The following is a 25,931-nucleotide window of genomic DNA, read 5'->3' as shown; positions in this document are numbered from 1 at the left end:
GAGATATAATGAAACCGTATTCAGATGAGGTGATAATATGAAGCAGGCTTACGAGGATAAATATAGGAAAATCATTCAATTTATTCTAGACAAGGGAATTACGACTCACAATGAAATTGCAGCGATGATGAATGTTTCAACAAAAACAGTGCGCAAATATCTTGAAGACGTTCAGGATATATTGATTCAAACAAATTTATCCTTATCTATTAAGCCACGTGAAGGTGTCACAATAATTGGGGAAAAAGAAGAAATCAAACAATTGTTGAATCATTTGAATATGAAACCTGTGGATTCGATCGAAGACAGAGAGATGTTTGTTTATTCTCAACTATTGAATAGCGATGGATATGTTAAGATTCAAGATTTAGCTGATGAGCTTCATGTAAGTAGAACAACAATGGAACATACCATGCGTGAGGTGAGAAAGACATTTGCCAAAAATAATTTGGATATTATCAGTAACCGTAATGGGTTGAAGCTGAAAGCAAATGAAAATGATAGAAGAAAATTAATGTCTAATGTTATTAATTACTATTGGGGTGGTGTAAGGGCAACTAAAAAAAAGAAACAAAGCCTAAAACTCAATATTATTATGTCGGCTGGAACCAAGGATTTTATCAATTTCAACACTTTAGATAAGGTTGCGGATATTCTAAATAATTTTATTGAGGAATCGGGTTTGAATGTCACAGATTATGAATATCAATCTCTAGCAATTCATTTAGTTATAGCTATTGAGCGAATTAAGCAAGACTTTTATATTGATAAGCCAATTGAAGAGGAAGAAATGTTACTATCAAGTTCATTATTACTGATAAACGCATTAGAAGAAGTTTTTCATATTAACATTCCAAAATATGAACAAGAGTATATTAATATCCATATTTCAGCAATTGAGAAAAACACCTTAAATAATAAAGCTTTCGCTAATGTTGATGTATTAGATCTTAGCGCACAATTAAGGAGCTTGATTATACAAACTTTAGATACGTATCATCCTGATCAAGAATTAATTAAGAATCTTATTGTGCATTTAAATGCTGCAGTAAAACGATTGCAGCTAGGATTAAATATCTACAATCCATATACAGATAAAATCCGTACAACTTTCCAACGTTCTTTTGAAGTTGCCGTTGAATTAACTGGAGAATTAGAAAAGGTATTCAAAATTCATCTCACTGATGACGAAATAGCGTATATTACATTGCATATTCAGGCTTTCTTTGATCGAGAACCAGCAATCGTCAAGAAAGTAGTGCTCGTCTGTAGTAGTGGATATGGAACATCAAAGCTATTGGAACAACGCTTAAAGAAGACATTTTCGAAAAAGCTGATGATAACAAAGGTACTGTCACTTAGAGAGTTACAACATACAGATCTATCGGAAGAACTAATTATTAGCACAATCCCAATTGAAAATAGTCCTGTTCCTGTTGTTGTCGTAAGTCCGTTAATGACAGAACATGACATTAAGCTAGTAGAAGAACAAGTAGGAAATAAATTTGAACGTTCTTATCTTGCTTTTCGTGAGTTAATAAAACAAGAGTTGCTTTTCTTCTCAGAAGATGTGGAAACAATGGAGTCGGTATTGCAAACAATTAGTAACCAGCTCATTCAGCTAGGGTATGCAAGGGATGGCGTATTTGAAAGTGCATTAAAGCGTGAAAATTTGTCATCAACGGCTATGGGGATCTTTGCAATGCCACATGCAGAAGTAGATTATAATGTGCAGCCAAGTATATCAATTTATATCAATTCAACAGGTATTGCTTGGGGAGATGAAAAAGTACACATTGTATTTTTCTTTGCGCTTAATCGAACAGTTAAAGATTCCATTAATGAGGTTTATGCCTATTTTAATGAACTGGTCTCTAATTATTCTGTTATGAAGCGATTAGTGGCAGCTCGGGATGAAAATGACATTCAATCACTTTTGAAGGAGATAAGCTTATGACGACAAAACAGAAGATTCATAAAGATAATATTACGTTAAATTTAGTAGCTAACAGTAAAGAAGAAGTGATTGAGAAATTAGCGAATCTATTATTTAACAATAACTATGTCTCAAATCTAGAAATCTTTATAAAAGATGTAATTGATCGAGAGCAACAAATGACTACTGGAATTGGTAATAACTTAGCTATTCCACATGGGAAAAGTGGCGCAGTTGAAGAATCTACTGTTGCTGTTGCACGCCTACAGCAACCAGTAGAATGGGATTCGCTTGATGGGGCACCAGTAAGTATAGTGTTTTTGTTAGCAATTAAGGATCAAGATAAAGGAGACACACACTTAAGGCTATTAGCAGATTTGTCGGGTAAATTGATGGATGACGATTTTGTGGAAAGTATTAAACAAGCGGACAGTGTGGATGCTTTGTATGATGTTTTATCATTTTTAGAAAAATAAACTTTAGTGAATTTTAGGAGGAAAAAAAATGACTAAATTAGTGGCTGTAACAGCTTGTATTGCAGGAATTGCTCATACGTATATGGCGAAAGCAAACCTTGAAAAATATGCGAAAAAGAATGGCGTAGCTATTAAAGTAGAAACTCAGGGTGCAATGGGAATTGAAAATAAACTAAAATCGCAAGAAATTGAAGAAGCGGATGCAGTTATTTTTGCGGTAGACACTAATGTAGCTGAACGGGAACGTTTTAATGGCAAAAAAATTATTGAAGTAGGTACTTCTGAAGTTGTGAAAGATGGAGCAACGACTATACAAAAAGCGATAGAACTTGGTCAAAAATAAAAGGAGTTTTATAAATCAACGAGGAGGACGGAAAAATGAACGTGAAAAAATTGGGTAAAGAAATGCTAAATCATTTTCAAAGTGGCGTATCTTATATGATCCCCCTTGTAACAGCAGCCGGATTACTCACTTCCATTGCGGTAATTTTTGGAGGTACAAATGTATGGGATCAAACTGATACATTCTGGGGCGTTATTCGTATGATTGGTCAGACTGGACTACAATTTATTGTACCAATGATTGCTGGTTACATTGCATATGCAATTGCTGATCGTCCCGGCTTAGCTCCTGCTTTTATTTGTGGGATGATTGCAAATGAAATGGGTACTGGGTTCATTGGCGGTATGATTGCAGGACTTGCAGTAGGTTATCTAGTGAATTATTTAAAAAAAATCCCAGTTCCTGCGCAGATTATGAGCTTAAAATCGCTAATTATTATTCCTTTTGTAGCAACGGCAGTTGTTGGACTTATTTTTTGGTATATCCTAGGCACACCTATTACCGCATTAACGGAAGCACTTACAGAGTGGTTAAATGGTATGTCTGGTGCAAACGCTGCAATATTAGCGGCTATTCTTGGTGCAATGATGGCATTTGATATGGGAGGACCAGTAAACAAAATTGCTTATGCATTTGGTGTAGCCTCCTTTACCTCAGGTGGATATGCAGCTAGTACTGCAATGCTACTCGCAATTGCTATTCCACCATTCGGTATGTTTTTAGCTACATTACTAAATAAAAAACTATATTCAGAGAGTGAACGCGATAACGGGAAAACAGCTATAATTATGGGAATTGTCGGTATAACTGAGGGAACGATTCCATTTGCGGTTGCTGATCCATTACGTGTGATACCAAGTATTATCGTAGGTACTGCGGCAGGCTGTGCGATAAATGGTGCTTTTGGAGTCACACAAGAAACAATGCTTGCAACCTTTATGGCTATTCCTTTTACATCTAATATTTTCTTATACTGTATTGCTATTTTAGTAGGTGGTTTAATTACTGCGTTGATGGTGAATGGACTTAAGCTGATGAAGTTTAGAAAGAAAGAACAACAACATCAAGCGGATATCTAATTATAGATGAGAGTGTGGGAGAACTTTTATGACAAAATCATATATTGTACAACATACGCATTGGGATAGAGAATGGTATTTTACAACAGAAGATGCCAAAGTCTTAAGTGATCAAGTTTTTACAGAAGTATTAGATGAACTAGAAAGCAATCCAAATGTCAACTTTTGCTTGGATGGCCAATCTTCTATTGTTGATGAGTATATTGAATTAAATCCTGATAAGTTACCTGTTATTCAAAAACTTGTCGAAGAAAAGAGATTATTTGTTGGTCCATGGTTTACTCAAACCGATGCACTATTAGTAGATGCCGAATCTATTCTTAGAAATTTGATTATTGGGATTAATGATACGATGAAAAAATATGGTGAACCAATGATGGTTGGTTATTTACCTGATACATTTGGATTTAATGCCCAAATACCTACATTACTAAATCAAGTAGGAATAGATAACTTTATGTGTTGGAGAGGTATTAATTTTGAAAAGTTGGTAGAATCACCATATTTCGTTTGGAAAGGATTAGGGGATCGTTTTGTTTATGCTATGAATTTCCCTTTTGGCTATATGACAGGGTTGATGACGGTAGAAGCGCAAGAAAATATTGAGGAATTCGTTAAAGAAAAATTGGATCCATCCATTACATTTCTTCAAGAACACGGAGATAATCAAGATATTTTAATCCCTTCAGGAATTGATCAGAAAAACATTGTACGTGACTTTGATAAAGTGGTGGAAGCTTTAAACGAGGTAAGTAACTATGAGAATGTAATTAGTGATTATCCAACATATGTTGATACTATTCGTAAGAAGGAGAACTTACCTAAGTATCAAGGAGAGTTGAGAGAACCTGTTTATTCCAGAGCACATCGCTCAATAGGATCAGTTCGTACGCAAATGAAGCTAGAGAATTTTAAATTAGAGCAAAAGATATTACGGAGAATCGAACCATTAATGGTTATTGCTAAAAAAAATAATATAGAAATTAGCAACGGACTTCTTCAAAGATTATGGAAAAAAGTGCTTGAAAATCAAGCCCATGATAGTATTGGGGGCTGTGTGTCAGATAATGTAGCGGAAGATATCTTTCATCGTATTAAAGAGGCTAATGAAATAGCTGATGGACTGGAGAATTTAATAGCGAAAAAAATTGCTGATAGGCTCGATTTAAAGCCAAATCAAGTTTTAATTTTTAATACAGATCCAAAACCATTTATAGGGGAGAAAGTGGTTCACATTGTTACCCGTAGTAAAAATATTACTTTTACAGAAAGTCAGCAAGCAGTAATTGTTAAAGAAGTCTATTATCCAGAGCGTAAAAATATCATGAAGTTAGTCGCAACTGGGTTTGATTATTTTGATGAACCTTCTTACTATGAATTAGATGTATGTATTAACGTTGAATTACCTGCGCTTGGGTATAAGGTGATTGAATTTTTAGAGAGTACTAATCGAGCGTTAGAGGAGAAGCAGGAAGTTAGTACGACACGAATTCAAAATGATGTTTACAAGCTGGTATATGAAAATAACGAATTAACACTTGAAACAACTACTGGTTTATTATTTAAAGATTTTGTTAAATTAGTCGATGCAGCAAATGACGGCGATACTTATGATTACTCTCCGTTAGCTGGTGATAAAGAGATTGAACTCTACTATAAAGAAGCGAAGGCATTCGAAGACTCAACTAAACAGTCGATGGTGCTTTATGGTGTAATGGAGATTCCGTATGATTTAGAAGATAGGCTATCCTCCAATCCTCAAACTGGGGAATTAAGTTTTGAATTAGAATTAATTCTCAAAAAGGGGAATGAGGATTTAATTGAGGGGAAAATAAGTGTGAACAACCAAGTATTATCACATCGATTAAGATTACAAATTGATGTGGGAAATAAGGATGAGAAGTCAATTGCTCAAATCCAAAATGGTTTTGTTAGAAATCAACCTGATTTTATTCCAGAAGACTGGCATACGAAATATGTTGAAAAACCGGTAAACTTAGAGATTTTTGATAAAAGTGTAACGGTTGAGGATGAAGCATATCATATTACGGTTTATGCAGATGGTCTAAAAGAATATGAGCGAGTCAAAAATAAATTATTTATTACACTCATGGCAACCACTGGGCAACTAGGTAAGCCAAACTTAGCTTGGAGACCAGGGCGAGCATCTGGGGATACGACTAACGAAGGGCATATTATGATGCCGACTCCATTGGCTCAAGAGCTCGGGATTAACCAATTCACATTTGCAATTCGTGTAGCAGGGCAACCATTTGATGAAATGGAGACAGCAAAAATATCTTATGAAAGATTAAATCCGTCTATATCCTATCAAAAACAATTACTAAATGTATTTATTAATCGATTAGATAATAAAATATGGCCACAAAGAAAGGTAGAGCCATTATCATCTGTGTTTTCATTACTTGAATTACCCGATCATTTAATTGTATCTGCAATTTATCCATCCTATCGACGTGCAAATGCATTTGTTATTCGATTAGCAAATCCGACTTCGAATGAAGTTAAGGTGGATGATAGTTTGATAGCAAATGCTACAATAGTGAATGCTTTAGAAGAGGAAATTAATAGAGAATCCTTGATAAAGCCTTATGACTATATGACACTTCAAATTGAATATAGCGCCAAATAGAATGGCAGTATCACAAGCAGGGGGGAATTCTCCTGCTTTCTTGTTGGCTATTTAGGAATATTCTTGGTTTTTTGATAAATTTTTTTAAAGAAGCTCTTTTTTCACTATAGTAACTCCTCTTCACATTAATATTTTCATATAGTTTGAGACACAAAATAAGTTTACCCGTTAGAAAAGAAATAGTCTAATTTATGAAGTGAATGAACTTATTTAAGAATAGTTTCTAAGAAAATGAATGGAAAACAATCAATCTAGTAAGGAAGTTGAAATGTTTATAGGTAATCGAAAGAGAAAATTTTAAAAACAGAAAATTTTCTGATATAAAAGTACTATTTTAAAAAAATAAAAAGGATAATTGAATATTAATTTAGAATATTGAATCTTGTAATAATTACATACTTGCTAGAGGGGGATTTATTAGTGGTTAAGAAGAAGCTTAAAAAAACAGCATTGGCAGCGGTACTTGGAATAAGTACCCTCTCACTAGGATTATATGGGCCTCCTGAGAAGGCTGCTGCAGAAGCAGTTTATAAGGAAGTTGCCTCCAATTATGGAGGGGCCCCGATTGATTTAGGCATTGCTAATGATGAGCGAATCATTGAGATGCTGAAAAAAGAAGGAAAATTAGCAAAAAATGCAAGCCAAAATGAAGCAGAAGAAGCTCTGCAAAAATATTTAAAGGGTAAAGCGGAAGGGGTCAAAAAGGAAACAAAGGATAAATTGCCAAAAGCCTTAGCTGAATTAGAAACAAAGGGCGAAAAAGAAGCATCTACTAGTCTTCAAAAAGGCAAGGGAAATAAATTAGGGCAGGCAAAGAAAAATAAGGTTGATTCAGTAGAAGAAGAAGCATATAACGGGGAAGTTCGTGAAGATAAAGTGCTTGTTTTAGCAATAGATTTCCCGGATTATGAAAAAAGCTCAATTACCAAAGAGGAAACAGATATGTTCTATGAAGACTACACACATGACCATTTCCAAAATATGATTTTTGGAGAAGATGGCTATGAAGGTCCGAATGGCGAAAACCTTGTCTCGATGAAACAATTTTATGAAGAGCAATCTGGCGGAAGCTATACGGTAGAAGGGGAAGTTGCTGGCTGGTATACAGCTGATCATGAAGCAGCTTATTATGGAGGGAATTATCCTGGACCAGATGATAGTGATGCACGTCCTCGTGAGCTAGTATATGAAGCATTAACAAAGGCTGGACAAGACCCTAATGTAAATTTAAGCGAATACGATGTATGGGATCGTGATGATTATGATGGTGATGGTGTTTATAATGAGCCAGATGGTATCATCGATCATTTAATGGTTATCCATGCAGGTGTTGGTGAAGAAGCAGGTGGTGGTGCATTGGGAGGAGATGCTATTTGGTCCCATCGCTGGAATCTAGGAAACCTAGTTGCTGTACCTGGTGGAACTTCTAATAGTGATCGTTTTGGTGGTTTACTTGGTGCGTATGACTATACAATTGAACCCGAAGATGGAGCAGCTGGTGTATTTGCTCATGAATTCGGCCATGATTTAGGTTTGCCTGACGAGTATGATACGCAATATAGTGGTGGCGGTGAAGCAGTAGCTTATTGGTCGATTATGGCAAGTGGAAGCTGGGCTGGTGATGTTCCTGGAACAGAACCAAGTGGATTCAGTGCTTATGCAAAGGAATATTTGCAAGGAGCACATGGAGGTAATTGGTTAAGTGGTCCAACCTTAAATGTGGAAGATATTACAAGCAAAGGAACAGAGCTTTTATTAGACGAAGCAGTAACAAAAGGAACAAATAATGATGCTGTTCGTATTAATCTTCCGGATAAAACAACCGATGTAAACATACCAGCAAGTGGTCAATATGAGTATTTTGGTGGCAGTGGAAATAATTTGGATAATTCCATGAAAACTACATTAGACCTAACGAATGCAACAAGTGCAGAGTTAACGTTTAAAACTTGGTATGATATTGAAGCAGATTGGGATTATGCATCTGTAAAAGTAAATGGAACGTCCATTAAAGGGAACATTACAACAACGGAAAATCCAAATGCTCAAAACCCAGGTAATGGTATTACAGGAAGCACAAATGGAGAATGGGTGGATGCATCCTTTGATTTAAGCGCATATGCTGGACAAAAGGTGGAAGTAGAATTTAATTATTGGACAGACGTAGCTGTAGCTAATTCTGGATTCTATGTAGATGATATTAAGGTAACAGTTGATGGTGCAGAAGTAGTAATAGATGATGCAGAAGGTGACTCTGTCTTTACTTTGGATGGATTTAAGAAGGATGAAGGTAAATTCTATTCTAAACATTATTATCTATTAGAATGGAGATCCCACAATGGAGTAGATGCAGGCCTTTCTCATATTCGCCGCGGTGCTAGCTTAATGAGCTACGATCCAGGTCTTGTTGTTTGGTACGTAGATGAAGCATATGGAGATAACTGGACAGGAATTCATCCTGGAGATGGTTATTTAGGAGTAGTCGATGCTGATCAGCATACTAATTACTGGAGTGATGGAGTGGTTGGAACTACACGTTATCAATTAAACGATGCAGCCTTTAGCTTAGGTAAATCAAGCAAAATGCTTTTAGATTATTCCGCTATTAATGGCACAACATTGAAAGATAACTTTACAAAGAGAACTCCACTCTTTGATGACAGCGCAGATTACAGCAATCCAGGAAACCTAGAAGCAGGGCGTAACATCCCTACTACTGGATTGAAAATTCGCGTAGTTGGCGAAAGCAATGACGGTACGGTAGGTAAGATTTTATTATTTAAATAGTAGGACAAGGGGGCAGGTTCCTTGTTCCAGCTCTAAATAAGTAGAGTAAAGAAGCAAAGGCTAGTTCTTTTGCTTCTTTATTAATTTGGAGGGAAACAGGGGAACGATTCTTCATCCTATTTCACAAAAATGCGCCTTAATCTTAATACACTACCTAAAATCCGTGGCTTCATTAAGAAGCTAATGGGTTCTACTAAATTCATGACTTTTATAAAATGATCATAGATATCCCGTTTTTCCGTAGACAATAGGTAAATTTGCTTGGCATACCATTGTTGAATCTTTAACTCTATTGGTTTCTTTCCTATGATATCGGGATAGCGGAAATCCTCGGTAATAACCATCTTCCAAATCGGGGCAATAATCTTTGCAACTTTATTATGAAAAGCGGTAATGGTTTCCTGCAAGGAACCCTTCTGCTCTTGAAGTATTTTCTGCAGCGCCAGTGCTTCTAATACAGCAATACTCATCCCCTGACCAAAGACAGGATCAATTCTGCAAATCGTATCCCCCATTAGCAAAAGCCCACTTGGAAATGCTTTTACCTTGTCTATTCGTTTCCACTTAATCTGTGGAACCCGGTAAATAGAGGGGGTAGTTAAGGGTGTTGCATGGAGCAGCTCATGATAGATATCTAGTTTAGGTAATTTTTTTGCAAGCTCTAAAAATCCATCATCTTTTTTTATAATTTCTTTTTCGGAAATAGCGTTAAGATAGCCGATCATCGTAACAATATATTGATCACCTTCTACTTTTGAAATCGTTCCGCCCACTTTTTCCTGGGGAGGATAAGGATAGATTAATTTTATTTTCCAGTCTCTCTTGGGATTTTCAGGAAGATTGAATTTTTGACTTACATACGTTAAACCGATTTCTACTTTTTCTTGGGGAATTGTGATTCCTTTTTTATGCAGCCAAGTGGATGTTAAGCTGGTTGCACCACTAGTATCCACAATGAGATCAGCATAGATTTGTTCGGTTTTTTTGTTTGGTAATTGTATTTTAACTCCATTGATTCTGTACTCGTCTGTTTGATATAAAAAGTTTTTAACAGTTACTTGGTATTTGGATGTAATATTAGGAATCTGCTCTAAGTATTGCTCAATATGGTATTCAAGATGTGGGCGAGTTTGGAGGGTCGTTGTATATCCTCCGTCATAACGTAGCTTCCATCCGCCATGATGATACCATGATAAATCCATTGTGGAATTAATCTTGATAGCACCACTGCTGTAGAATTTTTCTGTAATACCCGGAAAAAGTTCCTCCATTCCATATTGTCCAGCGTGAAGAAGGGCATGCAGATGTTCTCCCTGTCTTGCACCTTTTCGTGGTGTTGGATCCATACTTTTTTGGTCCTTTTCTAGGATAATTACCTCTTTAAATTTGTCTGATAACACTCTGGCTGCAAGCTTCCCAGCAATGCCTCCTCCGATGATAATTGCCTTGTTTGTCTCTGTCATCCACATTTCCTTCTTTCTATCTGATTTCAGCATATGTAATGCTTCTTTTATCGGATTCCAATCTTCTAGTAAATTGAGAGCAGTCATCATTCTATTAAACGATAACATTGCTTTTATGAAATAGAAGCAAGCAGAAGGACGGTTCCTTCTTTAATTAAAAGAACAACTAGTTAAAAACAAATGTGTTTTTTCAACTTTCTTCCATATATGATAGACTAATAGCAGTACAAAAGATATAGAAAGTAGTGAGGGGAACAGTGAAAAAGATTTTAATCATTATGAATATAGTAGTATTAACGGTGCTGCTAACGTTAGTTATATTGTGGAAGCTTGATGTTATATATCTGAATATTTCTGCACCAGTAGAAAAGAGTAAGGAGATTTTAGGTAAAGATGAAGTGTCCTTATTACTAGAGCTAGAGTATCCGAAGCTTGGGGAGGATATACAAGTAGCCTATTCTTTGTATGGTGAACCAATATATGAATCAAATGGTCAGAAGGATTTTTTGCTGTTAAAGGAAGAAAGAGAAACGATATACATAAACTATGACCAGAAAGAAAAAATAGAAGCTATGAATTTTTATATAGAAGGAGCGAAGGAGGAAATTCGTAGTTTGGGAGAGAAACTACTTCCGACAGACAGCTCATTTTTAGATGAAGATCATGAGGAAAAAGAGAGAAAAAACGATGCTCTCCGTTATACAACAACCGATTATAAAGAAATCTATTACTATCGTTTAACAGAGGAACAAGGCTATGCGATGATTATGATATCAAATAGTATTACGGACTTTTTTGGGGAAGAAGAAGAGGGAGAGTTTCCAAATTATCATGTTGTAGTTTCTAAAATCACAGGATTTGATTTATATGGTGTAAATGATTGGGATGAGGGACCGTTAGAGGAAGTAAAGGAAGAGGATCATTATGATGACGTTTTGGAATCTAGTGAATCTGAAGCGGGCGAATTAGATTCTGCAGAAGCAGTTGAATTAGATCAATCTGCTGCATTGTTAAATAATGAAAAGATAAGGCATTCGGACTTTTTGCCAAATGCAAAAAATGGAATGATTGCAGGTATTGATATATCCCTACATGATCCAATTGGTTCTCTTATAGAAGATCAAATTGGACAGCCTGACTGGAGAGTATCAACAGAAGGAGGCTATCTTATCTATTATGATGATTATCAAGCTGGATTTGGCGTTCCTTATGATTATGAAGAGTATTCAGATTCTCCAATAAATTCCTATTACCTTCCCATTTTCCTAACGGGGGATGAAATTATCGAATACTTAGGAAAACCAACTAGTCAGGATTATAGTGAAGTAAGTAGTGGATATTACCTATATTATGATTTAGGAGAATATAAATTGTTTTTTGAGAAAAATACAGATGAACCAGCTGAACGGTATTACTCGGTTGAATTGAGAGATTAATTTCTTACAGGACAAGAAAAAGAGATATTTTCTCATCATTAATTCTGCAAGTAAGCTAAAAAGGTTAAGCCCCATAAAAGAAAAAGGACAATCACGTTATAAAAATCTTAAAACGTGATTGTTCTTTTTTATCCCTTTTTAATCAACTGCACTCGTCCTACTTGTCCATCTTCTAAACGAACTTTAATTCCATGTGGATGGGAGGCTGACTTTGTTAATATATCTTTTACAATGCCTGCTGTTCGCTTCCCGGTTCTTTGGTCTTGTTTTAGGACAATTTCAACGTGAACGCCTGGAGTGATGTCTTTTCTATTTTGCCCGTTCATTACACACCCATGCGTTTTCTTTGATTATTTGGTTTTTTCGTTAGCTGGCTTTTCATTTTCTTCGTTTTCTGATTGCCGCTCAAGCTTGCTTTTTCGCCTTGTCCTTGCTGCATTTTATTTGCTAACTGTTGCTTCATTGCTTCTTGTAAGCTAATTTTCTTTTTTCCTTCTTGCTCATTTGTCTGCTTATCGTTCACGGAAGTTTCCTCCATTATTATTGAAATAAGGTTCCTCTCCCCATCATAACAAAGGACGGGATATACTTCAATCAGGTGAGTGGGACAAGGAACCTGACCCCTTGTCCCCTCATATCCCCTCCTTTTTCTGAATAGGATGTAAGAGAACTGAAATGGATGGTGGTAATGATGAATCTGCCGTTAATTTTGTCTGGCCCAATGGTGCGCAGAGTGGAGGAAACTTGCGCCTATCTGTGGATTGCATTAAGTGAGAAATATCGATTAAACGCAAATCTTTATGCCATTCAACGCAATCAAGAGACAGAAGAATATGATTATCAGCCAATTGCAAGTAAAGCTGATACACAAATTGTTCGGTTAGGGAAACATTTATATATCTATTTGATTAAAATCCAGCCACAATCAGAAAGGTTTCCCACTCAAACCTTGATAGGATACAATATGGAATTTAAAAAAGGTATCGATACGTATGATTTAAGTGATTTCGAATTATTATCCCCCAATAATCCAGCATCTATTTGCTATGGAACCCTACACTATCCCACATTTTTTATTCCAGAAACAGATGAACGAAATATATTATATGGATCCTGTCGCAAGCTGCATGGAATTGGAGAAGATGCATTATGTTTGGGGGATGAAAAACTGCAGGAGTCCTATTTTCATTTGGAGAAAAGGCCAAGTGCTCTTTTTCTAACAGGCGATCAAATATATGCAGATGATGTCCCAGCGCCAATAGCGCCCTTTTTATCCTTATTGGGTAAGCAGCTAATAGGGAAGGAAGAACCATGGAGGGAATTATGTAAGGACCTTAAAAACAAAGCACTCCAAACAGCCATCAATCAAATAAATGGGAGACAAGAAATTATCAATAAATACTGCCAATTTACTTCGCGAAATGCTGCAAATCACCTTTTGGCACTTGGAGAGTACGCAGCTATGTACGTCATGAGCTGGAATCCTGAAATTTGGGAGCTGGCAAGAAGGATGGAGTATCTAAAGGGATTTGATGACTATTTAAAAGATAATCAGATTTATCTGGAAGGAGAGAAAGCGAAGGATAAAGTAAATGAAAGAAAAATAAGTACATTAAAAAAAGAATACACTGAACAGCAAAAGGAAACGGAAATGTTCCAGCAATGTCTGCCAAATGTACGCCGTTTATTGGCGAATATCCCTACTTATATGATATTTGATGATCATGATGTAACAGATGACTGGAATATTACAAAGGAATGGCAGGAAAAAGTGGCTAGTTCACCGCTCGGAAATCATGTTATTGCCAATGCTTTAACTGCCTATTGGGCTTTTCAAGGCTGGGGAAATGATCCGGCTGCTTTTCCAGAGTCATTCATTCCAAAAATAAGCAATTATACGAAAAAGCTAAAAGCGAATACCCCAGCATATGAAGAGTGGCTATACACACTATTATCCTTTCGTGGTTGGAGCTATGTTGCACCAACCAATCCACGAAGCCTTGTATTAGATACCAGAACCCAACGAGCCTATCCAGCGGAACAAACTTATGTTGTCGGAAATGTGCTTAAACAGCGGACAAATGGACCAAATTTAATTCGCAAAAATGAATGGAGGCATTTATCGGATTTATTATTTGCGAGCGGCTGGCAATCTCATACGACATTAGTAATTATTTCTGCTACTCCATTATACGGCGTTCATATGATTGAATCTTTTTTGAAAAATTATATCCTGCCTCTTACTAATATCTTGCCATCACTGCAGCGAAGCTTAGATTTGGAATGGTGGAAATTCAACGGAAGAGGCTTTTTCTTTTTCCATCAACAAATAGCGGCATGGAATCCAAGTATGTGTATTATCTTATCTGGAGATGCACATATGGCCTCTTCTATTCTAGCAGAAGTCTATTTTCAGCAAGAAAAGAACCGAAGCCTACATCAAATCACAAGTAGCCCCATAAAAAATCAGTCTTTTGATGGATTATCGGGGTTTGCTTTAAAAAGCATTCTCCAGTTTAGACAAAGTCGGGCAAAGGAAGAGAAGCTGTCCCGGTATTGCGGACATGATTATGTCATTCATGAAAAGGAAGCAAACTCTCCTTATCTATGGAAGGAAATTATTGCCCATGAGGTTTTACCAAATGGTTCGTTGATTGAAATGAAGAATAATTTAGGCGGGTTGGCTTTTCATAAAGAAGGCTATACCCATCAATTTTTAAGGCAGGAAAAGGGACGATTCTTGTGAGCTCATTTGACTCACAGGAACCGTCCCTTGTGTATTCTTCTTAATATTCTACGATCATTTTTTCTTTGGAAAGCTTCACATTACTAAACGCGATTCCTCCTAATATTAGGGAAACACCGATCCATTGCATCATGCCAACCTGTTCACCTAATACAAGCGCAGACATCGAGACCGCTACTGGAAGCTCAGAAGCCGTTAAGATAGTGCCAAGTCCCGGCCCGATTTGTGGCATTCCGATAGAATAGAGTAGAGGAGGGAGAACGGCACCGAAAATTCCGAGCAGCAATCCATATGGTGCAACCCCTATTAACGTTTGGAATTCAACTAAATAAACCGGTGGAAATACAAGAAAAACAACGAATAAGCCACCCGCAGAAAGAAGGCCGCTCTTTAGGAGGGGAGCAGTGTTCTTGCCGACAGATCCACTAAGAAAAATAAAAGTAGCAAAGGTGAAGGCTGAAAGTAGTCCCCAACCGGCACCTTGCCAGGAAATGTCCATACTGCCTTCTAAAGAAACTCCTCCTGCGAGGACAGATCCGAATAGAAGAATAATAATAGAAATAATCTTCTCCTTTGTAGGCTTTTTCTTATATATAGCCATTTCAAAAAGTGTACCAATCCATACAAACTGAAACAGTAAAATAATTGCAAATGATGCATTTATCGTCTGTAATGCTTCATAATAAAAGATTCCCGTTAAACCAAAGGGGATGCCAGATAATAGTAGTTTGATAGCTGGCACACGTGTAGCTTTATATGTTTTCGTAAACAGAACAAGTCCCCAAGTAATTAAGGTTCCAAATAAATATTGTGCTCCTGTTACCTCTGCCGCCGAAAAACCAGCTGTGTAGGCAAGTTTAACAAAGGTCGATAGAATTCCATAACAGCAGCCTCCTAAAAAAACGATGAAAGCATAATGCCATTTTTTCAAATTGATTTTCCTCCCAGTGAACGTAAAATAGCCACACAACGGTCTGCAGACAATTGTGTGGCGAAAATAGAGTTTCCTCTAGAAAAATCCACGTCCTAAAAATAAGGTTTTATTATTCATTTCGTCCTTTATTATAAAAACAACTATGCTAGTTGTCAAAGGGGTTCTTTTTCCATTCCTTTGTATGGAGATTATGAAAAATATGTGAAATAGTAAACAATGTTAAGCGTTTTACATACAACTAGAGTAAGATAAAGCTATAAAAGAAAGAAGGGAAGATAAAACGAAATGTATACCAATAATCAAACGTTTTCCGCCATCGACAGTTTTGATAAAAATGCACAAGTAAATTCCATTCAGGAGACAGGCTTTGATTCCAAAGGGCATTATCATTCAAATGCGATTACAATCCAAATACAGCTAAATCCTCATCAATGCGCAAATCTATTAACTTACGGCTACGCTGGGAAATTGCATAATGTTTATTTCACGATAAGATCCAATAATCACGCCGATTTTTACGCAAATTCAACAGAAGACATCCATCATCTTCTAAAAGTAATAAGCTAATAAGAAGTTACTAAAGATCAATCATACTTAGATTGTCCAGTTATAATTTGACAGGATGGGAGGGATCTCCTGCATTCCTTGGGTGTATTTACAGCATGGGCTAGTTTGGGGGAATCATGTCTCCAATAGACGGAAAAGTATATCTATACAAATAAATGAAACTAATGGAAAGCCAAAAGCGTATATATATACTAAGATGATTTCGGAGGTGTTACAATGATATTCTTATTGTTATTTGCACCAATAGCCATAGTGGTAGGGTTAGTGTTATATTTCGAAAAGAAATCTGGCATGACGACCCCTGATGAAAACAAACAAGCAGAAAAATTAGGAGAAGTTGTCCATTACAATCGCGTTAATTCCAGCGGTGGACCAGGAGGAATGGGTTGATATAATGAAGGAGAAACAGAGGAACGGTTCTTTTTGAGATTATTCAACTCATAAGAACCGTTCCTTTTATTTTATAAAGTGGGACAAGGGGGCCTGTCCCCATGTCCCATTATTTAATGACAACATAGTCTAAATCAACTAGTTTTGCATAGGAAATAATTTGGTCTGTTGTCAAATTTAAGGATACTACTGTATGGTGACCGCCGCCATTTTCGATCCAAGCTTTAACACCATCTTGGAAATTTGGTTTAATGTCCCATAGAACGCGAGCTACTGGTAGGTTTGGTGCTGGTATGTTTGGCTCAAATGCAGTAACTTCATTAATTAAAAGTTTGAAATGGGTACCAAAGTCTGCCATGGAAACAACTACCCCATCACCAGCTTTTCCATCAAATACTAGACGAGCTGGGTCTTCACGATTGCCAATACCTAATGGAGAAACAATAATCTTTGGTTTGTTGCTTGCTAAAGTTGGGTCTACTTCAAGCATATGAGATTGAAGAACGGCTTCTTGTCCCTCGGCTAATTCGTATGTGTAATCTTCCATAAATCCTGTTGATTGGTTATGACTCATTACTTTTAATAAACGATCAAGAGCAGCAGTCTTCCAATCTCCTTCACCAGCAAAGCCGTAACCTTGTGCCATTAAACGTTGAACGGCAAGACCTGGAAGTTGTTTCATGCCATATAAATCTTCGAAGTTCGTAGTGAAGGCGTTGTATCCACCGTCATCAAGGAAGCGCTTAATCGCAATTTCGTAGCTTGCTTGGACTTTTACACTAGATTCCCATTCTTCCTTACTGTATGTGCCATAATCAAATTCATAAAGTGTTTCATATTCGGCAAATAGATCATTTATCTCATCTTCTGTAACAGCGTTCACGTATTGAACAAGGTCACCGATGGCAAAATAGTCTACTGTCCATCCGAATTGTATTTGAGCTTCTATCTTATCTCCATCTGTAACACCAACATTACGCATGTTATCTCCAAAACGAGCAACCTTAATATTAAAGCTTTCATTATAAGCTACTGCAACATCCATCCAATCAGCTATTTGTTGTTGAACAAGTGCTCGCTGCCAGTAGCCGACAACCACTTTATTTTGTTTGTTTAAACGAGCGTTGATAAAACCATATTCACGGTCACCATGAGCTGCTTGGTTTAGATTCATAAAGTCCATATCAATGGTTGCCCAAGGGATACTTTCATTGTATTGTGTTGCTAAGTGAAGTAATGGTTTTTGTAATAGTTTTGTTCCGCGAATCCACATTTTCGCAGGAGAGAAAGTATGCATCCAAGTGATGACACCTGCGACTTCATCTCGGTAGTTGACTTCTTTCATAATGCTTGTGATTTTATCTGAGCTAACGGCTAAATCCTGTAGAACGAGTGGGTAAGGCAAGACTCCGCTTTCATTTAAAGCATCAGTCATTCTTTGGGCATTTGCTTTTACTTCTCCTAACGCTTCTTCTCCATATAGATGTTGTGAACCGACAACAAACCAAAATATTTTATTAGTTGACATTCTATTTCCCTCTTTTCCATTTATTAGTTTAGTAGTTTAAGTTATTTTACTTTTGACCGTAATAGGCATTTTTGCCATGTTTGCGTAAATAGTGTTTATCTAAGATTCGTTGAGGTAATTCTTCTGAAAAACGATTTAATTCTCGTGTAAATAAATTCATTTTTGCAACCTCATCTAACACGACGCTATTCATGACAGCAGAATGCACGTCTTTGCCCCATGTGAAAGGACCATGTCCATGCAGCAATACTCCAGGAATAGCTAAAATATCTAATCCACGCTCTTTGAAGGTTTCGATGATTACGTTACCAGTTTCCGCTTCGTAGCTACGATCGATTTCTTCTTGGGTTAAATAGCGAGCGCATGGAACAGACCCATAAAAGGTGTCTGCATGAGTGGTGCCCAATGCCGGGAGGTCCAGCCCTGCTTGAGCCCATATTGTTGCCCAAGTAGAATGAGTATGCACAATGCCTCCGATTTCTTGATAATGCTTATAAAGTACTGCGTGAGTAGCTGTGTCGGATGAAGGTCTAAAGTCTCCTTCTACTACATTCCCATCTAAATCAATAACAACCATATCGCTTGGTTTCATTGTTTCATAGTTAATGCCACTCGGTTTGATAACAAATAAACCACTTTCACGATCAATGGCACTAGCGTTACCCCATGTATATTTCACAAGCCCATGCTTAGGCAATTCTAAATTTGCATAAAATACTTCTTCTTTTAGCTGTTCTAACATGTTAAATCTTCATCTCCTTACTCGTGAATCATATTTTCGACGGCTACTTTCTCAATAGCTAACCCTTTTTTATAACGGGCAATAAATGCTTCAAATCCTTCTACGTCAAAGCGATCTGGATACATTTCTTGCTTATCAACCTCTTTAAATACTTGCTTGTCGAGGAAGTCTTCTAAACTATCATTTTCATCTTTGTTCCTCATGTAAGAAGCAAGAATAGCCATTCCCCACGCTCCGCCTTCTCCTGCAGTTGCCATTATGGAAACGGGAGTATTCATGGCAGCGGCAACAATTTTTTGACCGACAACAGGGGTTTTAAATAAACCACCATGACCTAAAATGCTATCGATTGCCACATCTTCTTGTTTCGTTAAAATATCCATGCCAATTTTCAATGCACCAAATGCAGAGAAGAGATGTGTGCGCATAAAGTTCGCTAAATTAAATGTACTTTCTGGTGACCGGACAAAGAGAGGGCGCCCGCTTTCTAAACCTGTAATATTCTCACCTGAATAATAACCATAGCTTAGTAGTCCACCACCATCTGGATCCGCTTCCAAAGCAGTACTCAATAAAGCTTCAAATAATTTATTCATATCAACCTTTTGGCCCATCGCCTCTAAAGATTCACGGAATAATCGCATCCATGCATTTAGATCACTTGTACAGTTGTTTGCATGAACCATTGCAACTGGGCTGCCATCTGGCGTTGTTACTAAGTCGATTTCTGGATAAACCTTTGAAAGCTCTTTTTCTAGAACAATCATTGCGAAAACAGAAGTTCCGACAGAGACGTTTCCAGTGCGTTTTCTCACACTGTTTGTTGCGACCATCCCTGTTCCCGCATCGCCTTCAGGGGGACATAATGGAATCCCTGGCTGTAAATTACGAGATCGATCGAGAATTTTTGCCCCTACCTCTGTTAATACACCTGCTTGTTCCCCTGCGGTTGCAACTTTAGGAAGAATGTCTTTTAGCTTCCAAGGGTATTCTTTCGCAGCAATTAATGCTTCAAACTGTTCAATCATAGCTTGGTTGTAATCCTGTGATGCTTCATTTATTGGGAACATTCCTGAAGCGTCCCCAATGCCAAGTGCCTTTTCGCCAGTCAATAGCCAGTGGATATAGCCAGCTAAAGTGGTAATATGCTCGATTCGTGGAATATGCTGTTCATCATTCAATATTGCTTGGTAAAGATGGGCGATGCTCCATCGTTCTGGAATATTGAATTGAAAGGCATCTGTTAATTTTTTTGCGGCAACGCTAGTTGTAGTATTGCGCCATGTCCGAAAGGGTACAAGTAGTTCGCCAGTGTTATCAAAGGCCATATATCCATGCATCATCGCAGAAAATCCAATAGAACCAACCGTTCGTATGGTGACACCATAGTTGCGTTCAACCTCTTGCTTCATTTCACTATAAGCTGTTTGGAGACCGTTGATAATATCGACTAGGTTGTACGTCCAAAATCCATCTTCTAAAAGATTTTCCCACTCATAGCTTCCAGATGCGATGGTTTCAAAGTTATGATCAATTAAGACTGCCTTAATTCTCGTGGAACCGAATTCAATCCCAAGTGAAGTTAATCCCTCAACAATTGCTTGTTTTGTATTTGTTTGATTGGTTTTCATATATTCCCTCCTTGATAGCGATTTCATCAATTGTAATCGAATGGAGATTCATTTGTTTCATTAGTACATATTCACCTTAATATATGTACGTACTTATGTCAATTAAAAGTATAAATGTACACACAAATGCCAAAGAACACGATTGATGTTTCTATTAATTTTTTAACAAGAACTGATTCGATAACCAATAAAATAATAGTAAAAGATGATGTTGATATTTGTATGTAATTTGTCTGGTTTGATAGGTGTTATTTTATTTTATTTTATTTTATTCATACATATGCTAGAATATGACCATACAAATATCGTGATTATCAAATTTGAATGGATAACAACATTGAAGGAAGTGCGTTAAATGAAATTAAAGTATCAAATCATCATTGATGAAATAAAAAGTAAAATTCTTTCTGGGGACTATCGTGTTGGAGAACAAATTCCTACTGAATCAAGCCTGCAAGAAAAGTACCAAGTGAGCCGTCATACTGTTCGAAAGGCGATTCTAGAATTGGCGAATGATGGATACCTGAGAAGCGAAAAAGGATCTGGTACTTATGTTAGTAATCAATATCAGTCAAAAACGAGCGGGAAATCCAATAGTAAAACAATTGGTGTTATAACAACCTATATTTCTGATTACATTTTTCCGTCAATTATCCGCGGGATTGAAGGGAGATTAAATGTAGAAGATTATTCGTTATTATTAGCTAGTACCAATAATGATGTGGAGCAAGAAAAGAAAGCATTAGAAATGATGCTATCCTTTGGTGTAGATGGATTAATTGTAGAGCCGACGAAAAGTAATTTATACAACCCTAATATTGCTTACTATTTATCCTTTAAAGAACAAGAGGTTCCATTTATAATGGTCAATGCTTATTACGAAGAGTTAGAGGTTCCCTTCTTTTGTTTAGATGATGTGCAATCTAGCTATCTCGCTACAAACGAATTAATTTCAAAAGGACACACCCAGATAGGGCTTATAGCAAAAATGGATGATTTACAAGGAAAGTTTCGTATGAAAGGATATATAAAAGCCTTGGGAGAAGCCAAACTGCGATTTCAGGCAGAGCATGTTTTTTCTTATACTACGGAGACAAAGTTAGATTTAAATAGAAACTTGAAGACGTTCTTAGATGAAAATTTAGAAAATATGACTGCTATTGTATGCTATAACGATGAAGTTGCATTAGAGGTTGTAAATGTATGCAGACAACTTACTATCTCGATTCCAGAAAAACTATCTATTATTGGGCAGGATAATTCTTATATTGCCAAAAATGCAAACATTAAACTCACCACATTAACACATCCCCAAGAACAAATGGGACACGATGCAGCTGATTGGATCATTAAAAAATTACAAGGAAAAAAAGAATTACCAAACGAAAATTATTACCAACCGAAATTAATAGAAGGCGAAACAGTTAAAGATATAAGGGAAGCAGAGGGACGGTTCTTGTGAGCTCATTCGACTCACAAGAACCGTTTTTTTTCTAGCTATTTTACTTAATAGTCTTTCCACTAGGAGAAAGATAGTATTTAATAGAAGGAAGAATAATAAATAGTAGAAAATGGATTAATATACTATACTATCCATTTTTAACAAAAAAGAAAAAAAAGGGGGCCGACATGGGGTTTCGAGATGAATTCAAACATGAAATGCAAAACTTGAAAAAGGATATTGAAAAAGAAGTTCACAAGGGTTGGACGATTGATTATAAAGGGCATCGTATAGAAGTGGTTAATAAAATGAAAGAGGAAATTCTTATCATAGATGGGGAGACAGTTGATGCGAATAAGCGCAAATCTATCTTTTCTCATCTTCTTCCTTATACTAGATTATCAGGGATTCTTACTTTGGAAGATGGGAAAACTCATAAAGTATCTGTCAAAATTGGTGGCTATATGAGTCTTAACTGTATTATCAAAATCGATAATGAGACCATTATGAATGAATCAGAAAAACTCGAATTTCTTCCGTGGGAGCATAAAGAAAAAATTGTTCCGTTTATCCAAAAGCAAGTTCAAGAAAATAATAGAATAGTAGATGGGCAATTGCCAGATGATGAATACTTTTTTGGTGTAGATAAACCGAAATTAGATCCTGGCCTTTTTGATATCATCGTGAATGAACCGCCAACACCATTTTTTGCGACTAAGCTTATGAAGCTTTTCAACGAGCAGCTGGAAAATCCTACTGCAAAAACAAGGAAAGCGACATATGACCAAATTATTTTTGACCATATTGCCATTTATCGAGATGAGATTATACAGCAATTAGGGCAAGTGGAATTGGATGAGACTGTGGTAAAGCAAGAGGCATTATGGCTGCTTGAGCATGCTGCTCATAGAGATGTAGTCAAATTCGCTATTCTTGTTCTGGGCTTTACTAATTGTGAAGAATATCAAGAGCTCTTATATACAATTGGCTTACACGATGAATTTACGGCATATGCCATTTTCGCAATTAGAAGTGGAGGGAAGGGAGTAAATGACCAAATTTGGAAACTGGTTCAGTCTGTCCAAGGCTTGGGGAGAATGACAGCGATTGAGTTAGTGGAGGCCAAAACACCAGAAATGAAATATTGGCTGCTAACAAAAGGCTGTGAAAACAGAAGATTTATTGAGCACCTAGCCCTTCGTTGTGCAACAAAGGGAGAGCTAGACGTGGCACTCTATGAAAAGAACATTTCGAAGGAGCTATACACTGGAGCAACTATAATTATGGATTGTTTATTGGATGAGACTAATCCAGATGGTATTGATAACTACCCTTATGCTGGTACTGTGTTGACTCGTTTCCTTCACCATGCCCATACTCACTGTGACACCTTGGAGGATTTCTATCCGATTGTTAAAATAAGTAAATATATAAATGTAGAGGAAGAAATTTGGGAAGATCGATTGAAGGAGCAATGGAAACAGCATGAACGTACTGCGATTCAAGAAGCGGTTCAACCATTCATTCAAAATCCTAAATGGTCCCAGCTTGCGGTGGATACTTTACAAGAGAGCGAGAAGGTTGATTTCCGAGCAATAGAGATTGCGCGATTCTATCAATTAGACATCACCACTCTATTATTTGAATGGCTAAAGAAGGAACCAACTAATAGCATGTTATATTTCACTATAATGGAAACGAAAGAACTAAACCCTATTAAAAATCTCTGTGCCTTTGCAGAAACACATTTTTCTTTACCAAGCTTATCGATAGAAGAACAGAATTGTCTGGAATTCATCATTCAAGATTTACATGAATACGAGGGCGTAGGATTTCCATTAGTGCAAGGAGCGCTCGAATCAGAAAATGAAAGCTTACGCTGGCATGCATTAATCATACTTACAGAATGGACATCAACATTTAGTCAACAAGCTCAAATACAGCAAAGTCTTAAAACAATAGCAACAACTACAAAAGAAAAAGAAGAACGGAAATTAGCTAAGCAGTTGTTGAAGTAGGGAAGTGGAGGGACGGGGCATGTTTTACCACAACCGTCCCTCTATTTTTTCCTTTCCTATCCTTCTAAATGCTTTAAGTGATGGGGAAGAGGAATTTCAGGATCAACAAATTTATTATTAAGATAGATTCGGGTATAGGCATCTCTGTATTGAGTTGGAGTCATTCCTTCATAGCTTTTAAATAGCCTCATAAAGTATTTCTCGTCGATAAAGTGGAGCTCGTATGCGATTTCTTTTATGGTTTTATTGGTAATACATAGCATTTCTTTCGCTTTGTTTATTTTTAAAGTATTAATATACTTGATTGTGCTCATCCCTATCTTCTTTTTAAACATTCTCGTCAAATGGTCTGGATTAAAAGAAAATTTCTCAGCAATTTCTTTTACCGTTAAATCTTTATAAATATTGACTCGAACCCATTCAAGAATCTGTGTGAATTTTTGAGAGGATTCACTGTCCTGATGATGGGATTGAAGTAACAGCTGTGTGTATTGATTCGTCAGTTCCAGTAGCAAAGAGGTAACCAAATAATCAACAGCATAGGTACTATAATAATTACTATGAGAAATATCCAATATTTGTTTCATAAGAATTAAAGCCTTTGTGGATTGCTTCAAATGAAAATAAGATGGTAGAAAAACAGAACTATTTAGCACATCATTTGTTGGATGAATATCTTGAGTGAATAAATAATGTGATAATTGAGCTTTACTCATTTTATTTACATCTTTTCGGGGGAAAAAGTGCATCCAGTAAAAGCTTGCATTCTCCTTTGAAGCTGCAAATCCTTGATAGTGAATAGCAGGAGGAATTAATAATACATCCCCAGGTTTTACCTCTAATCTAGTATTATCTATTTCTAAATAAATCGTATCCTGTAGACCTAAAATGAGTTCATAATCGCCATTTAAACACATAGGTTTATGCTTCCATCCGGCATTACTAACAAATTGTCCACATTTAAAATACATTAATGGAACACTGATAGGAATTTGATATATTTCATCCATATAATCACTCCTTACGCAAACATTTTTGTGTACCAAAAGTCGGATTTATCCACTATGTTTTTTGGATAAGGAAATACAATCGCTTACATAGACGATTATACCATAATAAATCGTTTCCATAAGGATGTTTTTTTCGTCTTTTTTTCATAGCTATTGTCGGATATAACCACTAAATCTACTTTTTTAGTGGTACTTTTTTGTTTTGAAAACCCTTAAAATAAATCTATAGATTAAAAGGTAAGCGTTTACTTATTTTGAATGTAGGAGGTTAAGAGTATGGAAGAAAGACAACTAAAAAAGGAAAGAAATCCACATTTACTGGATGACAGGGTTCCTTTTCACAGAAGAATTAGTTATGCGCTAACAGATACAGGCGGGAATCTATTATATTGTATTATTAGTAGTTATTTGCTTTATTTTTACACAGATGTATTTGGATTGTCCGTTGGGGTGGCAGGAACACTATTGCTGATTGCTAGATTAGTAGATGCGGTTGATGCGCCAATATGGGGCATGATAATTGATCGTACAAAATCTAAATATGGACAGAGCCGCCCATATTTCTTATGGATGAGTATTCCATTTGCTGTGTTTACTATTTTGACTTTTGTTACTCCAAATTTAGATGGTAATACCAAAATAGCTTATGCAGCAACAACATATATATTAGCAGGAATTTGCTATACAGGTATTGCGACACCGATTACATGATTGAGTCAAGTTTTTGTGGGAGTTTTTTTAGCTCCCTTTT

Annotated in this window: 20 protein-coding genes and 1 pseudogene; 13 read left to right on the top strand and 8 right to left on the bottom strand. The window is 36.6% G+C overall.

The window, feature by feature from the left end:
• Positions 1-37 precede the first annotated feature (37 nt).
• From ADJ83_RS03060 to ADJ83_RS03035, 6 genes are all read left to right on the top strand, one after another.
• Positions 38-1,957 (top strand): BglG family transcription antiterminator, encoded by a 1,920-nt coding sequence (locus ADJ83_RS03060; RefSeq protein WP_048716837.1) that lies wholly within the window; start codon positions 38-40, stop codon positions 1,955-1,957.
• Positions 1,954-2,412, top strand: a complete 459-nt coding sequence (locus tag ADJ83_RS03055; protein WP_048716834.1) for a PTS sugar transporter subunit IIA — start codon at positions 1,954-1,956, stop codon at positions 2,410-2,412. Before ADJ83_RS03060 ends, ADJ83_RS03055 begins: the two co-directional genes overlap by 4 nt.
• Positions 2,413-2,440: 28 nt before the next feature.
• Positions 2,441-2,755: a PTS fructose transporter subunit IIB gene (locus ADJ83_RS03050; RefSeq protein ID WP_048716831.1), complete on the top strand. Its 315-nt coding sequence runs from the start codon at positions 2,441-2,443 to the stop codon at positions 2,753-2,755.
• Positions 2,756-2,790: 35 nt separating this feature from the next.
• On the top strand, positions 2,791-3,834 hold the full coding sequence (locus ADJ83_RS03045) for a PTS fructose transporter subunit IIC (protein ID WP_048716829.1): 1,044 nt from the start codon (positions 2,791-2,793) through the stop codon (positions 3,832-3,834).
• Between the two features lie 28 nt (positions 3,835-3,862).
• On the top strand, positions 3,863-6,487 hold the full coding sequence (locus ADJ83_RS03040; RefSeq protein ID WP_048716824.1) for an alpha-mannosidase: 2,625 nt from the start codon (positions 3,863-3,865) through the stop codon (positions 6,485-6,487).
• 420 nt (positions 6,488-6,907) lie between these two features.
• Positions 6,908-9,274: an immune inhibitor A domain-containing protein gene (locus tag ADJ83_RS03035; protein WP_031538844.1), complete on the top strand. Its 2,367-nt coding sequence runs from the start codon at positions 6,908-6,910 to the stop codon at positions 9,272-9,274.
• 116 nt (positions 9,275-9,390) lie between these two features.
• Here ADJ83_RS03035 and ADJ83_RS03030 read toward each other — a convergent pair whose 3' ends face one another.
• Positions 9,391-10,737, bottom strand: coding sequence for an FAD-dependent monooxygenase (locus tag ADJ83_RS03030; protein ID WP_048716820.1), 1,347 nt, complete (start codon positions 10,735-10,737; stop codon positions 9,391-9,393).
• Between the two features lie 257 nt (positions 10,738-10,994).
• Between ADJ83_RS03030 and ADJ83_RS03025 the strand changes: the two genes are divergently transcribed.
• Entirely contained in the window at positions 10,995-12,173 is a 1,179-nt protein-coding gene (locus ADJ83_RS03025) for a hypothetical protein (protein WP_048716817.1), read from the top strand.
• A gap of 128 nt (positions 12,174-12,301) precedes the next feature.
• Here the strand turns inward: ADJ83_RS03025 and ADJ83_RS03020 are convergent, their stop codons facing one another.
• Positions 12,302-12,499 (bottom strand): YwbE family protein, encoded by a 198-nt coding sequence (locus tag ADJ83_RS03020; RefSeq protein ID WP_031538847.1) that lies wholly within the window; start codon positions 12,497-12,499, stop codon positions 12,302-12,304.
• Positions 12,499-12,711: a hypothetical protein gene (locus ADJ83_RS03015; protein WP_035416599.1), complete on the bottom strand. Its 213-nt coding sequence runs from the start codon at positions 12,709-12,711 to the stop codon at positions 12,499-12,501. The genes ADJ83_RS03020 and ADJ83_RS03015 overlap by 1 nt, the downstream gene beginning before the upstream one ends.
• A gap of 150 nt (positions 12,712-12,861) precedes the next feature.
• On the opposite strand from ADJ83_RS03015, the gene ADJ83_RS03010 reads away from it, so the two are divergent.
• Positions 12,862-14,919 carry a hypothetical protein gene (locus tag ADJ83_RS03010; RefSeq protein ID WP_155986769.1) on the top strand — a complete coding sequence of 686 codons (2,058 nt, stop codon included), beginning with the start codon at positions 12,862-12,864 and terminating at the stop codon, positions 14,917-14,919.
• Positions 14,920-14,959: 40 nt separating this feature from the next.
• Here ADJ83_RS03010 and ADJ83_RS03005 read toward each other — a convergent pair whose 3' ends face one another.
• Entirely contained in the window at positions 14,960-15,850 is an 891-nt protein-coding gene (locus ADJ83_RS03005; RefSeq protein ID WP_048716811.1) for an EamA family transporter, read from the bottom strand.
• 288 nt (positions 15,851-16,138) lie between these two features.
• Here ADJ83_RS03005 and ADJ83_RS03000 point away from each other — a divergent pair, with 288 nt between their 5' ends.
• Positions 16,139-16,420: a hypothetical protein gene (locus ADJ83_RS03000; RefSeq protein WP_031538852.1), complete on the top strand. Its 282-nt coding sequence runs from the start codon at positions 16,139-16,141 to the stop codon at positions 16,418-16,420.
• A gap of 216 nt (positions 16,421-16,636) precedes the next feature.
• The gene (locus ADJ83_RS25450) at positions 16,637-16,810 is read left to right on the top strand and encodes a hypothetical protein (protein WP_154708645.1); all 174 of its coding nucleotides are present in this window, start codon (positions 16,637-16,639) and stop codon (positions 16,808-16,810) included.
• A gap of 109 nt (positions 16,811-16,919) precedes the next feature.
• On the opposite strand, the gene araA is transcribed toward ADJ83_RS25450, so the two are convergent.
• The 3 genes from araA to ADJ83_RS02985 are packed head-to-tail and all read right to left on the bottom strand — an operon-like array spanning position 16,920 to position 20,711.
• The gene (gene araA / locus ADJ83_RS02995; RefSeq protein WP_031538853.1) at positions 16,920-18,338 is read right to left on the bottom strand and encodes an L-arabinose isomerase; all 1,419 of its coding nucleotides are present in this window, start codon (positions 18,336-18,338) and stop codon (positions 16,920-16,922) included.
• Positions 18,339-18,384: 46 nt separating this feature from the next.
• Positions 18,385-19,080 (bottom strand): L-ribulose-5-phosphate 4-epimerase, encoded by a 696-nt coding sequence (locus ADJ83_RS02990; protein ID WP_031538854.1) that lies wholly within the window; start codon positions 19,078-19,080, stop codon positions 18,385-18,387.
• A gap of 17 nt (positions 19,081-19,097) precedes the next feature.
• Positions 19,098-20,711 carry a xylulokinase gene (locus ADJ83_RS02985; protein WP_031538855.1) on the bottom strand — a complete coding sequence of 538 codons (1,614 nt, stop codon included), beginning with the start codon at positions 20,709-20,711 and terminating at the stop codon, positions 19,098-19,100.
• 355 nt (positions 20,712-21,066) lie between these two features.
• On the opposite strand from ADJ83_RS02985, the gene ADJ83_RS02980 reads away from it, so the two are divergent.
• Together ADJ83_RS02980 and ADJ83_RS02975 are read left to right on the top strand one after the other, a co-directional pair.
• A complete protein-coding gene (locus ADJ83_RS02980; RefSeq protein ID WP_048716808.1) occupies positions 21,067-22,173 on the top strand; it encodes a GntR family transcriptional regulator in 1,107 nt (368 codons plus the stop codon).
• Positions 22,174-22,340: 167 nt separating this feature from the next.
• The gene (locus ADJ83_RS02975; RefSeq protein ID WP_048716805.1) at positions 22,341-24,170 is read left to right on the top strand and encodes a hypothetical protein; all 1,830 of its coding nucleotides are present in this window, start codon (positions 22,341-22,343) and stop codon (positions 24,168-24,170) included.
• Positions 24,171-24,226: 56 nt separating this feature from the next.
• Here ADJ83_RS02975 and ADJ83_RS02970 read toward each other — a convergent pair whose 3' ends face one another.
• Positions 24,227-25,180, bottom strand: coding sequence for an AraC family transcriptional regulator (locus ADJ83_RS02970; RefSeq protein WP_048716803.1), 954 nt, complete (start codon positions 25,178-25,180; stop codon positions 24,227-24,229).
• A gap of 276 nt (positions 25,181-25,456) precedes the next feature.
• On the opposite strand from ADJ83_RS02970, the pseudogene ADJ83_RS02965 reads away from it, so the two are divergent.
• Positions 25,457-25,888, top strand: a pseudogene (locus ADJ83_RS02965) (MFS transporter); the annotation flags it as partial.
• Between the last annotated feature and the right edge of the window lie 43 nt (positions 25,889-25,931).

It is taken from the genome of Bacillus sp. 522_BSPC, from assembly GCF_001076885.1.
Classification (GTDB): domain Bacteria; phylum Bacillota; class Bacilli; order Bacillales; family Cytobacillaceae; genus Niallia; species Niallia hominis.
The sequence above is the reverse complement of the archived record's forward strand: the minus strand, read 5'-3'. Positions and strand labels throughout refer to the sequence as shown.

Bases quoted from the DNA above. Each gene is read 5' to 3' on its own strand.
- ADJ83_RS03060 (WP_048716837.1), top strand. From the start codon at position 38: ATGAAGCAGGCTTACGAGGATAAATATAGGAAAATCATTCAATTTATT.
- ADJ83_RS03055 (WP_048716834.1), top strand. From the start codon at position 1,954: ATGACGACAAAACAGAAGATTCATAAAGATAATATTACGTTAAATTTA.
- ADJ83_RS03050 (WP_048716831.1), top strand. From the start codon at position 2,441: ATGACTAAATTAGTGGCTGTAACAGCTTGTATTGCAGGAATTGCTCAT.
- ADJ83_RS03045 (WP_048716829.1), top strand. From the start codon at position 2,791: ATGAACGTGAAAAAATTGGGTAAAGAAATGCTAAATCATTTTCAAAGT.
- ADJ83_RS03040 (WP_048716824.1), top strand. From the start codon at position 3,863: ATGACAAAATCATATATTGTACAACATACGCATTGGGATAGAGAATGG.
- ADJ83_RS03030 (WP_048716820.1), bottom strand. From the start codon at position 10,737: ATGACAGAGACAAACAAGGCAATTATCATCGGAGGAGGCATTGCTGGG.
- ADJ83_RS03020 (WP_031538847.1), bottom strand. From the start codon at position 12,499: ATGAACGGGCAAAATAGAAAAGACATCACTCCAGGCGTTCACGTTGAA.
- ADJ83_RS03015 (WP_035416599.1), bottom strand. From the start codon at position 12,711: ATGGAGGAAACTTCCGTGAACGATAAGCAGACAAATGAGCAAGAAGGA.
- ADJ83_RS03010 (WP_155986769.1), top strand. From the start codon at position 12,862: ATGATGAATCTGCCGTTAATTTTGTCTGGCCCAATGGTGCGCAGAGTG.
- ADJ83_RS03000 (WP_031538852.1), top strand. From the start codon at position 16,139: ATGTATACCAATAATCAAACGTTTTCCGCCATCGACAGTTTTGATAAA.
- ADJ83_RS25450 (WP_154708645.1), top strand. From the start codon at position 16,637: ATGATATTCTTATTGTTATTTGCACCAATAGCCATAGTGGTAGGGTTA.
- araA (WP_031538853.1), bottom strand. From the start codon at position 18,338: ATGTCAACTAATAAAATATTTTGGTTTGTTGTCGGTTCACAACATCTA.
- ADJ83_RS02990 (WP_031538854.1), bottom strand. From the start codon at position 19,080: ATGTTAGAACAGCTAAAAGAAGAAGTATTTTATGCAAATTTAGAATTG.
- ADJ83_RS02985 (WP_031538855.1), bottom strand. From the start codon at position 20,711: ATGAAAACCAATCAAACAAATACAAAACAAGCAATTGTTGAGGGATTA.
- ADJ83_RS02980 (WP_048716808.1), top strand. From the start codon at position 21,067: ATGAAATTAAAGTATCAAATCATCATTGATGAAATAAAAAGTAAAATT.
- ADJ83_RS02975 (WP_048716805.1), top strand. From the start codon at position 22,341: ATGGGGTTTCGAGATGAATTCAAACATGAAATGCAAAACTTGAAAAAG.
- ADJ83_RS02970 (WP_048716803.1), bottom strand. From the start codon at position 25,180: ATGGATGAAATATATCAAATTCCTATCAGTGTTCCATTAATGTATTTT.